Source organism: Myxococcus sp. CA023, from assembly GCF_010998615.1.
Taxonomy (GTDB): Bacteria; Myxococcota; Myxococcia; order Myxococcales; family Myxococcaceae; genus Myxococcus.
Window position 1 is genome coordinate 40,976 of the sequence record NZ_JAAEAH010000040.1, and the last position, 12,820, is coordinate 53,795.

Consider the following 12,820-nt stretch of genomic DNA (forward strand, 5'->3'; position numbering starts at 1 on the left):
CTGTCTCCCCTCACTGCCTGCGCCGCCGCTCCCTGGAGCGCGCTCGACGAGGATTCCACGTCGCCCACTTCCCTGCGTGCTCCGGAGGCCCCCCGTCCGAATCTGGTCGCAGTGCTGACAGATGCTGATCCGCTGCGTGCGCCGTCGGGGATTGCCTCCGAGGACGGAGTCAAGGGGAGCGACCACTCGGGCCATCACGGGCACCCAGGCGGTCATGGTGGCACCGCTCGGCAAGGCAACGCGACGGGGCAGACCTCTGGGCACTCGGGACATGGTGGACACACGGGGCATGGCGCGAAGCAGGGGAGCGCTCACGAGGGACACGGGGGGCACTCTGGTAGCGCCCCGGATGCCGGCATTCCCGCCCCCAGCCACGACCATCACCAGCACTAGCCGCCCGCGACGGAGAGAGGCACCATGAAGACCTGGTCATCGTCACGCTGGAAGCGGCCCGCCGCAGGCACCCTCGTGGCATCCATGTTCGCATTGGGGGGATGCGTCACCGTTCCCCTGGCGAATGATGCGCGTGACGTGCACACGACGCTCGGCGCTCGTTGGACGCCTGGGGGCCCGGTCGTCGGGCTCACCAGCGAGGCCCTCAGGGGAGAGGACGCAGACGCGGCCGTGCGGGCGCTGCTGGCTCAGCCGCTCACCGCCGACACGGCCGTCCGCATCGCCTTGCTGAACAACCGCGACCTGCGCGCCGCGATGCACGAGCTGGGCGTCGCCACTGGCAACCTGGTGCAGATGAGCCTTCCTCCCAATCCAGAGGTGGAGCTGGAGATGCGAAAGCCCACCCGTGGCGGGCAGCCCCTGCAAGGGGAAATCGGGCTCGAGTACGACCTGTCCGGGCTCATCCTCCTGCCGCAGCGTCGCGGGGTGGCCCAGGCCGAGCGCACGGCCGCGCGCGCACTCACGGCGGGCGAGGTGCTGCACCTGGCCTACCGCACGCGCCTGGGCTTCTACGAGGTCCAGGCCCGGCACCAGCAACTGGAGCTGCGCAACCGGGCTCTGCAAGTCGCACAGGCGGGCTACGGCACGGCGGTGGAGCTGGAGAAGGCGGGCAACGTCCGCGCACTGGAGGTGGCCACCGAGCGCTCCGCCGTGGAGGCCGCGCGCCTGGCCGTGGCCGAAGCCGAGAACGCCCTGCTGGACTCGCGCGAGGCCCTCAATGTGTTGCTGGGCCTCTTCGGTCCCCGCACGCAGTGGACGGTGGATGCGCCGCTGGCCGACCCAGTCAACGACCTCGATTCGGGGGAGGGGCTGGAGGCGCGCGCCATCGAGGCGAGCCTCGACCTGGCCGAGCTGCGCGGCCGCATGGAGGCCGCCGACCGGCGCCACGGGCTCGCGCGGACGGAGGGTTTCCTGCCCCACCTGTCCGGCGGCTTCCACGGCGAGAAGGACGAGGACCGGTGGGAGATGGGGGCGCACCTCACGGTGGGGCTGCCGCTGTTCGACCGCAAGCAGGGCGTGCGCATGGCGGCCCTTTCTTCACGCGAGTCCCTGAAAGCCCGTTACGAGGCCACGGCCACCGCCATCCGCGCATCGCTGCGCCAGGCCCGCGGCCGAGTGGAGTCCACGGGGCGACGAGCGCGGCACGTCCGTGACGTGCTCCTGCCGGCCCGGCGCCAGGTGCTCGACGAGACGGTGCTCCAGTACAACGCCATGCAGGTGGGAGTCTTCGAGGTGCTGCGTGCCCAGGCCGCCGTGACGGACGCGGCCAGCACCTACGTGGACACGCTGCTCGACCACCACCGCGCCCGCTCGGCGCTGGAGCAACTCCTTGCGGGCCGTCACCAAGGCTTGGAGTTGGGCTCCATCCGCGTTTCGTCGATGAGCGCGAGCTCCGGTCCGGCCGCCGCGGCGGACGCGCACTGACCTTCGCATTCACGACACTTCGGTATCGAGAGGACACACCACCATGGACCGCAGGCAGTTCATTCAGCTCGGAGCGCTCGCTGGGGGCACGCTGGTCGCAAACCACGCCCTCGCGCAAGGACAGTCCCACGTCGCGCCTGCCGCTCCCGTCAGCGCACGCGCCAGGACTCCGAGCATCGTCGCTCCGGGCGGGCAGGTGGCTGTCACCACGCCCAACGGCTCCACGCTGCCCTGGAGGAAGGTGGGGGGCGTGAAGGTGGGCCACCTGGTGGCCATGCCTGTGAAGCACACCTTCGCCCCTGGGCTGGAGGTGGAAGCGTGGGGCTACAACGGCTCGACGCCAGGGCCCACCATCGAGGCGGTGGAGGGAGACCGCCTTCGCATCTACATCACCAACCGGCTGCCCGAGCCGACCACCGTGCACTGGCACGGGCTCATCATTCCCAATGGCATGGATGGCGTGTCCGGGCTGAACCAGCGCCCCATCGCTCCCGGAGAAACCTTCGCCTACGAGTTCACGCTGAATCAGCCGGGCACGTACATGTATCACCCGCACTACGACGAGATGACCCAGATGGCGCTGGGGATGATGGGCATGTTCATCGTCCATCCGAAGCGTCCGCGCGGCCCGAGAGTGGTCCGCGACTTCGCGCTGATGACGCACGAGTGGAAGGTGCTTCCAGGCATGCGCCGGCCGGACCCCAACGCGATGAGCGACTTCAATGTCCTCACGTTCAACTCCAAGGCCTTCCCGGCCACCGAGCCGCTCGTCATCGGACGCGGGGAGCGGGTGCGCATCCGCCTGGGGAATCTGTCCGCCATGGACCACCACCCCATTCACCTGCACGGCCTGTCCTTCGAAATGACGGGGACGGATGGGGGCTTCGTCCCAGAGTCCGCCCGCTACCCGGAAACCTCGATCCTGGTGCCGGTGGGGAGCACCCGGGTCATCGAGTTCGTCGCGGATGAACCGGGTGACTGGGCCATGCACTGCCACATGACCCACCACGTGATGAACCAGATGGGACACGCGGCTCCAGTGACGCTGGGCGCTGACGCACGGGCCATCGACCGGCGGGTGCAGGCGCTGGTGCCGGGGTACATGACGATGGGGCAGGATGGCATGGGCGGCATGGAAGAGATGGGCATGCCAATGCCGGCCAACAGCATTCCCATGAAGGGCGGCAAGGGGCCCTTCGGCCCCATCGACATGGGCGGCATGTTCACGCTCCTCAAGGTGCGCGAGAACCCGGACACCGAGGATGGATGCGGCTGGTACGTGCACCCGAAGGGGACGGTGGCGGACAAGGCCGACCCGGTGCGCATGGACGCGGACGGCATCAATCCGGACGTGCGCTTTGTTTGATGGCGAAGGGGGCAGAGGACGGCTTGCACCAGGTCCTCCGTCCCTGTACCTGAACGGCATGAGTGACATGAATCAGGGAGCGGACGCGGAGACCGATGGCGCGGTGCGGCCCCTGTCCGCCGACGTCATTTCCAGTCTGGTGGAGAACCACCGGGAGTTCTTGCGCTTCCTCGAGCGCCGGGTAGGGAGCCGCGCGGTGGCGGAGGACCTCCTTCAGGATGCGTTCGTCCGTGGCATGGGCAAGGCGGAGACGCTCCGCGAAGATGAGTCGCTGGTGGCATGGTTCTACAGCGTGTTGCGCAACGCGGTCATCGACCATTACCGGCGTCGTGGCACGACGGAGCGCGCGCTGGCTTCGCTGGCCAGCGAGCTCGAGGAGGGCCATGCACCGGAAGCGGAACTGGCGCAGGCTGTTTGCCAGTGCGTGGCCCGGCTGGCCGGCACCCTCAAGCCCGAGTATGCCGAGGCGCTGCGGCGTGTTGAGGTGGAGGGCGTCAGCGTCCCGGCTTTCGCCCTGGAGGCGGGCATCACGTCCAACAACGCGGCGGTGCGACTGCACCGTGCTCGCAAGGCGCTCAAGAAACAGTTGGAGGTTTCGTGCGGTACGTGCGCCTCGCACGGCTGTCTGGACTGCACGTGCGCGACGCAGGGCTCCGAGAAGAAGGCCGGGGGCTGCGGGAGCGCGAAGGCATGATCTGACCGCGGCTCCAAAGCGACATGCCCGGCCGTTCCAGTCGATGGGCGCAGCCAAGCCGCGCGGAGCCCGAGTCCGTCTGGGCTCCACGCGCAGGTTGGCTGTCATTGCCGCGACGGCGCCTCACACGAGGGACCTGGTGTGGGGAGGGGCTGGTGGTGCGGACGGGCAAGGAGGCCCGTCCGCACACGGGGGCAGCTCATGCGGTGGGGGCGGACTCGTACCCGGCGTCGCGGAGCGCCTCGATGAGGATGTTGACGTTCGCGGTCGCGGCGTCGTGTTTCACGAGGACCTGGCGGTGCTCGAACCGCACGTTGACGTCCTGCACGCCTTCGACTTTCCGCAGCGCGGTGTTGATGTGGCTGACGCAGGACCGGCAGGACATTCCCTCGACCTTCAGGAGGGTCTCATCATTCGGGGTCATCGGGTGGCTCCATCATCAAGCGGCGTTCATCGCCGGCTCGAAGAAGGAGACGCAGACCGTCGCGGGTACTTACAGTCGCGCGGCTCATCACCCGCGCGGCCCCGAACTCACTGCTGACAATCGGCGTGCAGAACCTTCTGGCAAGCCTCGACCTGCCGAGGCTCTTCCGGATCTCAGGCGACCGCGATGCTCCGAACACGCTTCTCAAGTGCCTGGGCTGACGGTGTCCATCAAATGCTTGCAGGGTCGCCGCCACCCGGAAGCCTTCCGGCTCAGGTCCTCGCAAACCCCTCGGAGTGCGGACTCGTCCAGCCAGGATGAGAAGTCCCGGGTTCCCGTTTCCCAGTCCACCCCGAATCGCACGGCCGCCTGATCATGAATCCGGGCAAGCCGTAACAGAAGCACTTCGGGTGGCGGCTTGAGGGGGATGAGCGACGGGGCATAGTCCTCCGGGCCCGCGTCGTCGAATTGCTGATCCAAGGGTCTCCGGAGGAGCTTCGCCGGGCGAATCCCGTGTCGCCGGAGCATGGCTTGAATCAAGCCAAGCCGCTCGCGGCGTGTCTGGGCCTGAAAGAGCGACAGTACCTCAGGAGACAGGGTCTTCGTGGCCTCGGCCTGTATGGCCTTGCTGTCCGCGGTGTTTCCCGCTCGGAAGGCCAGACGCTGCCGTTCGATGAGCGCCGCGTAGGAAGCAACCACTTCCGGAGCGCGGGTCTGCAAATGATACGGCGGCAACGCGGAACTGCTTGACGGACGAAACCACCTGCTCCCCAGCAGAACGCGTGTCTCGAGCCTGTCCGCGCGGACTGGCCAGCGCGTGGCGACACGCGGTGCGGGAGTCCAATCCGCCGCCGCGGGATCCTGGTGGTTCATGTCCAGGATGGAGTGATACTCCTCCCCTGACTTCCACAAGGGGAAACCCGCGCAGGGAGAATTCCCGGGAGGGGTATCGGGCCGGGCCTTGGGAGGGAGTGCCGCGCAAGCGTCGAACCGTGACCGAGGCATCGAGCCCAACAGGGTCAGATCCAGTGCGTCGCCTCGGACATGCCACTCCCATTTCTGGAGTCGCGGAAGCCATGCGTATTGCCGAAGCAGCGATGCCGCGAAGGGTGCTTCCGGACCCGCGATCTGATGGACGGCGAGGAGCGCCTCCGCTGGCTCCTGGGTCCAGACCTGGACATCCCGGAGGGTGGCCTGTACTTCCACGTCCTCGAGTCCAAGGTTGACCGCCAGCTCAACCTCGCGAGGTGCCGCCGGACAACCGCAGATGAGCAGGGCGAGCACCCCGCCCGCGCATCGGAAGGCATTGGACCTCGGGTGCCCCATGTTCCACTTGCTCCGCATCAAGATGACTCCATGGCTTGCCAGGGGGGAAGCCCATTTCTCAAGGGACGCGCCCCTCATCCCGAATCCCCCTTCAGGGACGTTTCCGAAGGGAGAAGGATGTTACGCCATGAGGAGGCAGGATGCTTCTCATGGCGTGGCAGTCGATAGAGCTGACGGCAGCGCAGTTGGAGGAGCGCCGGTTGGAGGCGGCCCGACTGCCCCTCTGGTTCGACGACTACAACCGCTGCCACCAGCACCGCGGGCTGAAGATGAAGTCACCCCGCGAATTCCGTACTGCTCACTCTTGAAGTTGCCCCGGTTTCGTGGAGTTCCCCCCGCTGTGCGAAAAGGGTCCCACGATGCCGAAGTCACGCCCCCCATACCCGCCGGAGTTCCGTGAGCGGGTCATCGAGCTGTTGAAAGCCGGCCGCTCCGGAAAGAGCCTCGCACGAGAGTTCGGCTGCACCGAGCAGAGCATCCGCAACTGGAAGGAGCAGTTGGAGGGTAGTGGCAGTAGCGCTCCCAGCCGCAACGGCGAGCTGAGCGATCCCCGCATTTGAGCAAGCTGATCGCCAGCCGCTTACTTGGCAGCTGCGTGCGAGGCGAGATGGTGCGGAGCAGGAAGAGAGGCCATGCTGGTACGCAAGGTGGCCATCAACGAAGAGCAGGTGCGAGAGTTCCTGTCGGGCGTGTTCGAGCAGGACCTGCACGCCAAGAGAGTGTTGTCGCTGTCGCACGCGACGCTGGGCGTGGTGCATGCCGCGTCCTTGTCGGTGCACGCTATTGGGCAGGCGCTGGCATGGGCGAGGGGCGGGGTGGAAAAACACGGCATCAAGCAGGTAGACCGGCTGCTGTCCAACGAGGCGGTGGACGTATGGACGCTGGCGGCCTCGTGGGTGCCGTACGTGCTGGCCGAGCGCACTGAGGCGCTGGTGGCGCTGGATTGGACGGATTTCGAGGCCGACGACCACACCACGGTGGTGGCCGGCCTCGTCACCTCGCATGGACGTACCACGCCCCTGCTGTGGATGACGCTCCAGAAGAGCGCCTTGGCGGGCAACCGCGCGCAAGCGGAGGATGAGCTGCTGTTGCGGTTGAAGGAGTGCGTGCCCGCGGGGTGAAGGTGACGGTCCTGGCGGACCGGGGCTTCGCGGACCAACGGCTGTACGCCTTGCTGGCCCAGGCGGGCTTCGAGTACGTGGTGCGCTTCCGCAAGGACGTGCGGGTGGAAGTGGCTGGCGGCTCGCAGCAGCCGGCGTCCGGGTGGATGCCCACCAGCGGGCACGCCAAGAAGCTGACGGACGTGCTCGTGACGGCGGACCGCACGCCGGTGCCGGCGGTGGTGCTGGTGCACCAGAAGGGCATGAAGGAGCCGTGGTGTCTGGCCACCAGCCTGGACACGGCTAGCGCACGTCAGGTGGTGGATATCTACTCCCGGCGCTTCTCGTGCGAGGAGACGTTCCGGGACGTCAAGGATTTGAGATTCGGGATGGGGCTGTCCGCAGTGCACGTGAAGAGTCCCGAGCGGCGCGACAGGCTGCTGCTGGTGAGCGCTCTGGCCCAAGTGCTGCTGACACTGCTGGGAGCCGCTGGCGAAAGCCTCGGCACGGAGAAGGGGCTGAAGGCCAACACGGTGAAGACTCGCACCTACTCGCTACCCCGTCAGGGCTGCATGTATTACCAGGCCATCCCCATGATGAAGGAGGAGCGGCTGCTTCCGCTTATCGAGCGCTTCTCCGAGCTCCTTCACCGCCATCCCGTCTTCCAGGAAGCACTCGGCTTCATATGAGGGGATGCCTCAGGCCACAGGCAACAATGGCCGAGAGGGCGAACATGCTCACCCATGCCTGCCTTTGCCCATGCCGCCACCAAGCGCTGCATCTATCGTTGCCGTTCATCCAACCTCTCACCAGGGGGGGACGTCAGGGAATTCGGTGGCCCGAGTCCTGCGGGGATGAGGGGGCTTCATCGGGAAGTCCCCCGTCAAAACCTGGCGGGCAGTGACAAAGGTACTCGCCAGCATCCTCCCAGCGATTCTCACAAGGGCTGTAACACAGCGGCATCAGACGCCGTTCCCCCTCGCGCCCCATGCCTGAATGGCGGACCGCATCGGGGCCCATTCTCCTCGACCCCACGCACCCCAGCGGTTGCCACAAAAGGGCAAGCGTCCCCGCGCCAAGCACCGCGGCACAGACGCGGACGAGCCGTGACGGAGGGACAGGGCTTGGGCGTTCGGACGGGCGCTCCAGGAGGTCACTCATGATGGACAGTGGAACTCCTGCCGCGAGCGGATGCGCTGCCCAGGTGCTGAGGGAATCGACTTTCACAGGCGCCCGGCCGCCAGGAGTCCTGGTTTTTATAGAGAGCCTTTGTCTTGATTGCAAGCGATTGCGTCTTGATGGGAATTTCCAAACGCCGTCCGTGCGAGGACTTGAGTTCGAGTGGGCGGAAATGACCGCACCTTCGCGCCTGGAGCGAAGACACCGTGGAGCCTCGTGAGGTTTGTCCAGGGCGGAGGCACCCGCGACGCCAGAGGCTGGAAAGAGCAGCATCCCGAGGGCCGCTGTGAAGCCGCTCACAGCCTCCTGGAACCGTCCGCAACTACCCTCGAAACTCCAAGAAAAACTGGTCAGCCATACTCTTCACCGGAATCCACGCCCATGACCTCCATCCGCCGCGACGGTTCGTCCCTTTCCCGGCTTCCCACGCTCCAGTCCGTTTCGCCTTCGCCCGCGCAGCAGCCCGTGCGACCGCTGAACCTGATTCCGCCGGGGGTGGCTCCCCCGGTCCCTGACAGTCAACACCGCGTCATCGTCCAACTCCGGCGGCAGCGGCCATGGCAGCTTCGTGGCCCGAGCTCGCCCCAGGGAGTCGCACACAGTGCCGTTGCCGATGCCCAGGCTGGTGGCAATCGACCGCGTCGTCAGCTTCGCCTCATACCTCGGCCGGAACAACTCTCCCAACTTCCTCATGGACAGCCTCTGTGCCGCCATCTCCACCTCCAAAGGGAGAGGGGAGTGGCTTTGATGTGACGGGGGCAACTCCAGACGAGGCAACCTCAGTTTTTGAGCATCGTGCTCCGTGTTCTCGGCCCAAACTGCGTGTTCCTGACAGTTCCAATGTCCCGGAGAGGCAGTGCGCCACCAGTGGCTTTCTCCGAGCGGATGCAGGTGGTACGGCACCCCAATCGAGGTCCCCATGTGCCGAAACCTATGGCTGCTGGCGAGCATCGTTTCCTTCGCTGCCTGTGTCTCCGAGCCGAAGAGGTTGCCCGCCTCCATGGACCCATCGAATCCAGATGCGCCCGAGGCCCCGCCTGCGCCCGAGTTGACCGCATTCGCGGCCTTCACTCCGGAAGTGTCTGCGCTTGGCAAGTCGCAAGAAGAGATGGGGCACTCCCATCGCGGTGCATCCTCGGATGGAGGCGTTGTTGTCTACACGTGCCCAATGCACCCTGACGTGCAGTCCAGCAAGCCAGGAAGGTGCCCGAAGTGCGGTATGAAGCTGGTTCCGGAGAAGCCTGGAGACACGGAGGTAAGGGACGCAGGGTCACCCGGCGCTGCACCGGCCGACCATGACCACGCCCCCGGGCACGGAGGGCATCCGTGAGGCTGTCTTTGCTCGTGGGCGCGGCACTGCTAGCAGGAGGCTGCGCGTCCATCCAGAAGGAGCGAGGCCACGCGGAGGTTGCGGCGCTCGTCGAGGAGCGGCTGGGCCGCAAGACGCGCTGGAACCAGGGCACTCCAGAGGATGCCGAGGTCGTTCGCCATCTCGACGCGCTCCTGAAGGAGGACCTCACCTCGGACCATTCGGTGGAGGTGGCCCTGCTCAACAATCCGGCGCTCCAGGCCACCTACGAGGACCTGGGCGTCTCGCAGGCCGACATGGTTCAGGCTGGCCTGCTCTCCAACCCGACTCTGGACGGGAGCATCGGCTTTCCCATTTCCGGGCGCGGCGTGTCAGAGCACGAGGTCTCGCTGGTTCAGGACTTCGTGGAGCTCTTCACGCTGCCCCTGCGCAAGCGCGTCGCCCGGGAGCAGTTCATGGCGGACACGCTACGGGTGGCGCACGAGGCGCTGGCCACCGCGGCCAAGGTGCGCAAGGCCTTCAGCGAGGTGCAGGCCCTCCAACAGCTCATGGAGCTGCGCCGCATGGCGCTCCAGGCGGCCGTGGCGGCGGCGGACCTCTCCGCCCGGCTGCGCACAGCGGGCAACATCACCGAGCTGGAGCTTGCGAGTGAACAAGCCGCCGCCGAGGGAGCCCGGCTCGAGCTGGCGGAGGGTGAACTCGCCTTGGTGGAGGCCCGGGAGCACCTCAACCGCCTCATGGGGCTGTGGGGGCCACGTACGCAATGGACGCTCTCCGAGAAGCTCCCGCCGTTGCCTGACCAGGAGGTCTCACTGGCGCATCTGGAGTCGCTCGCCATCCGTCAACGGCTGGACATCGACGCTGCCCGAAAGCAGGTCATGCTGCTCTGGAATGCGCTGGAACTCGCGCGGAGTACTCGCTTCTTCGGGCGCGTGGACGTGGGCGTTCACGAGCACCGGGACGCGGACGGCCCCAGGCTCTTTGGTCCGACGCTGTCTCTGGAGTTGCCCATCTTCGACCAGCGCCAGGCTCTTATCGCCCGGCTGGAAGCTCAGCACCGACAGGGTGAGCGGCGGCTGATGGAGCTGTCCGTCAACACCCGCTCGGAAGTGCGCGCCGCCCGCGCCCGGCTGCTGGCGCTTCGCCTGGTGGCCGACCGTTACTGGCGAGTGGTGTTGCCCCTTCGTGAGAAGGTCGTCGAGCAGTCGCAGCTCCAGTACAACGCCATGCAGATAGGTCTCTTTCAACTGCTCTCCGCCAGGCGCGAGCAGGTGGAGGCGTATCAGGGCTACATCGAGGCCGTCCGCGACTACTGGATGGCGCGGGCCGACCTTGAGCAACTCGTGGGTGGCCGGCTGCGGGAGGGCAGCGCGGCACCCTTGCAGCCTTCCCAACACGTACCACCTGGGCCACCCGGCCCACCTGCGCAGCCAGCACAACCCGGGAAGCCCACAGGGCACGGACAGGACGTCACCGATGGCACGGAGAGCCCCCATGAGCACCCGCACGACTGAAACCGAGCGCGCACCGGGCCGTGAGGATGACGCCCCTGGAGCTCTGGAGCGCAGGGGAGCCCCTGGAGACTCTCCGGCGATTGGAGCCGAGGGAACGCTGACGCGGCGGAGCATGCTTGCCACGGCGGGAGCCACGCTCACGGGAGGCTCGCTGCTGCTGAGTGGCTCCGCGGCGCGCGCCCAGTCAGCCGTCCCAGGAGCCCGCGGGCCTCGCGAGGGCTCCGCGGCGGACACCGGCCAGCGGTATGCGCGGCAGGACTGGCTGCGCCCCGGAATGCCCGACCGGGACTACCGGCCCGTGGTGGTGCCCAATGGCTCCAAGCTGCCGTGGAAGGTCGTGGACAACGTGAAGGTCTTCCACCTGGTGGCCGAAGAGGTGGAGCATGAGTTTGCCCCGGGACTGAAAGCCTTCTGCTGGGGCTACAACGGTCGAGTCCACGGGCCCACCATCGAAGCGGTGGAGGGGGATCGGGTACGCATCTACGTTACGAACCGGCTACCCGCGGCCACCACCGTCCACTGGCACGGACTCCTGCTGCCCAGCGGTATGGATGGCGTGGGCGGCCTCAGCCAGAAGTCCATCGCTCCGGGCGAGACGTTTCGGTACGAGTTCACCCTGCGCCAGGCGAGTACGAACATGTACCACTCGCACCATGACGAGATGACGCAGATTGGCCTCGGGATGACGGGCATGTTCGTCATCCACCCGCGCCGACCCGTGGGGCCCCGCGTCGACAGGGACTTCGTCATCCTCCTGCATGAATGGCGCATCGATGTCGGAACGGAGCGGCCCAATCCGAATGAGATGACGGACTTCAACGTCCTCACCATGAACGCGAAAGCGTTCCCGGGCACGGAGCCGCTCGTGGTGCGCCAGGGCGAGCGGGTGCGCATCCGGCTGGGCAACCTGAGTCCGCAGAACCATCACCCCATCCACCTGCACGGCTTCCACTTCCGTATCACCGAGACGGATGGCGGGCGCGTCCCCGAGTCCGCGCAGCAGCCGGAGGGAACGGTGCTCGTCCCCGTGGGCAGCACACGCGTCATCGAGTTCGTGGCGGACGTGCCCGGGGACTGGGCCATGCACTGTCACATGACGCACCACATGATGAATCAGATGGGCCATGCGTTCCCCAACATGATTGGCGTGAAGCCGGGGGGGCTGGACGCGAGGGTCCGCACGCTGCTACCGGGCTACATGACGATGGGCCAGACGGGGATGGCGGAGATGGGCGAGATGGGGATGCCCGTCCCGCCCAACTCCATTCCCATGCTGGGGGCCCAGGGCAAGCACGATTACATCACGGCGGGAGGCATGTTCACCGTGCTCAAGGTTCGCGCACGGTTGAAGAGCTACGCGGACCCAGGCTGGTACGACAACCCGCCCGGCACGCTGGCCGTGGCGGCCTCTTCGGACGAGCTGCGCCGGGACGGTATCGACGTGAATGCCCCGGCCCTGGTCGATCCCGGCGCACCTGCCTGACCCGAGCCCAACGCTGGAGACCTCCAGTGAGCCCGGGGGCCGCTAGAGAATCGCCTCGAGGTCCGACTGAAGTTCAGATTCGCCATAAAGCTGGTCTGAGTAGCCGTAGAAGCTCTCGCGCACGAAGAGGGTTTGGTCTTTGATTTCAATACTCTTCGTGCCCGGGTCATCGGCACTCTTGGCGACATTCAGGAAAACAATCCTGTTGAACTTTGCTCTGACGGCTTCACGGCCCATGTCATCCTTGCAGATTTCCTTCATCACATTGACGACGAGGCCCGGGCCATATGACTCGTAGTAGCTGTCGTAGCAATCAAGGATCGTCTTGTCCTCGGGGAAGCTCGCAATATCAATCGCAAACGGCAAATCGAATCCAATCGCCGCGTTGAGTTCTGACTGAAATCGAGCGGAGTGAGAGTCTTTGATGGCAGCGATGCGTCGACGCTCGGCGAGTCCCATGGTGTAGTCCTTACAATAGAAATGCCTGATTGTTACTCCGAGTATTCTCGGGGGGATTTTGTGCGTCAACCTGTTTCTGGCCGCACCC

9 protein-coding genes and 2 pseudogenes are annotated in these 12,820 nt (G+C 66.4%); 9 read left to right on the plus strand and 2 right to left on the minus strand.

Features of this window, described 5'->3' with window-relative positions; translation table 11 throughout:
- Positions 1-417: 417 nt before the first annotated feature.
- From F8M74_RS18810 to F8M74_RS18820, 3 genes are read left to right on the plus strand one after another with little or no spacing between them, the layout of a single operon-like run.
- Complete coding sequence (locus F8M74_RS18810) at positions 418-1,878, plus strand: TolC family protein (RefSeq protein ID WP_141254144.1); 1,461 nt, start codon at positions 418-420, stop codon at positions 1,876-1,878.
- A gap of 43 nt (positions 1,879-1,921) precedes the next feature.
- Positions 1,922-3,244, plus strand: a complete 1,323-nt coding sequence (locus F8M74_RS18815; protein ID WP_141254146.1) for a multicopper oxidase family protein — start codon at positions 1,922-1,924, stop codon at positions 3,242-3,244.
- A gap of 58 nt (positions 3,245-3,302) precedes the next feature.
- A complete protein-coding gene (locus F8M74_RS18820) occupies positions 3,303-3,938 on the plus strand; it encodes an RNA polymerase sigma factor (protein WP_141254147.1) in 636 nt (211 codons plus the stop codon).
- A 199-nt stretch (positions 3,939-4,137) separates the two neighbouring features.
- On the opposite strand, the gene F8M74_RS18825 is transcribed toward F8M74_RS18820, so the two are convergent.
- On the minus strand, positions 4,138-4,362 hold the full coding sequence (locus F8M74_RS18825; protein WP_141254149.1) for a heavy-metal-associated domain-containing protein: 225 nt from the start codon (positions 4,360-4,362) through the stop codon (positions 4,138-4,140).
- 1,466 nt (positions 4,363-5,828) lie between these two features.
- Between F8M74_RS18825 and F8M74_RS18830 the strand changes: the two genes are divergently transcribed.
- The 6 genes and pseudogenes from F8M74_RS18830 (at position 5,829) to F8M74_RS18850 (ending at position 12,273) form a co-directional block, all read left to right on the plus strand.
- Positions 5,829-5,996, plus strand: coding sequence for a hypothetical protein (locus tag F8M74_RS18830; RefSeq protein ID WP_153881029.1), 168 nt, complete (start codon positions 5,829-5,831; stop codon positions 5,994-5,996).
- Between the two features lie 51 nt (positions 5,997-6,047).
- A pseudogene (locus F8M74_RS18835) lies at positions 6,048-6,227 on the plus strand (transposase); the annotation flags it as partial.
- Positions 6,228-6,320: 93 nt separating this feature from the next.
- Positions 6,321-7,477, plus strand: a pseudogene (locus tag F8M74_RS18840) (IS4 family transposase).
- 1,598 nt (positions 7,478-9,075) lie between these two features.
- Positions 9,076-9,297: a heavy metal-binding domain-containing protein gene (locus tag F8M74_RS37895; RefSeq protein WP_228565827.1), complete on the plus strand. Its 222-nt coding sequence runs from the start codon at positions 9,076-9,078 to the stop codon at positions 9,295-9,297.
- Entirely contained in the window at positions 9,294-10,790 is a 1,497-nt protein-coding gene (locus tag F8M74_RS18845; RefSeq protein WP_141254155.1) for a TolC family protein, read from the plus strand. The genes F8M74_RS37895 and F8M74_RS18845 overlap by 4 nt, the downstream gene beginning before the upstream one ends.
- Positions 10,771-12,273, plus strand: coding sequence for a multicopper oxidase family protein (locus F8M74_RS18850; protein WP_141254157.1), 1,503 nt, complete (start codon positions 10,771-10,773; stop codon positions 12,271-12,273). The genes F8M74_RS18845 and F8M74_RS18850 overlap by 20 nt, the downstream gene beginning before the upstream one ends.
- Positions 12,274-12,315: 42 nt before the next feature.
- On the opposite strand, the gene F8M74_RS18855 is transcribed toward F8M74_RS18850, so the two are convergent.
- Positions 12,316-12,732, minus strand: coding sequence for a hypothetical protein (locus tag F8M74_RS18855; RefSeq protein ID WP_141254158.1), 417 nt, complete (start codon positions 12,730-12,732; stop codon positions 12,316-12,318).
- Between the last annotated feature and the right edge of the window lie 88 nt (positions 12,733-12,820).

Excerpts from the sequence above, each read along its gene's own strand:
- F8M74_RS18815 (WP_141254146.1), top strand. The coding sequence starts at position 1,922 with ATGGACCGCAGGCAGTTCATTCAGCTCGGAGCGCTCGCTGGGGGCACG.
- F8M74_RS18855 (WP_141254158.1), bottom strand. The coding sequence starts at position 12,732 with ATGGGACTCGCCGAGCGTCGACGCATCGCTGCCATCAAAGACTCTCAC.
- F8M74_RS18810 (WP_141254144.1), top strand. The coding sequence starts at position 418 with ATGAAGACCTGGTCATCGTCACGCTGGAAGCGGCCCGCCGCAGGCACC.
- F8M74_RS18820 (WP_141254147.1), top strand. The coding sequence starts at position 3,303 with ATGAGTGACATGAATCAGGGAGCGGACGCGGAGACCGATGGCGCGGTG.
- F8M74_RS37895 (WP_228565827.1), top strand. The coding sequence starts at position 9,076 with ATGGGGCACTCCCATCGCGGTGCATCCTCGGATGGAGGCGTTGTTGTC.
- F8M74_RS18830 (WP_153881029.1), top strand. The coding sequence starts at position 5,829 with ATGCTTCTCATGGCGTGGCAGTCGATAGAGCTGACGGCAGCGCAGTTG.
- F8M74_RS18850 (WP_141254157.1), top strand. The coding sequence starts at position 10,771 with ATGAGCACCCGCACGACTGAAACCGAGCGCGCACCGGGCCGTGAGGAT.
- F8M74_RS18825 (WP_141254149.1), bottom strand. The coding sequence starts at position 4,362 with ATGACCCCGAATGATGAGACCCTCCTGAAGGTCGAGGGAATGTCCTGC.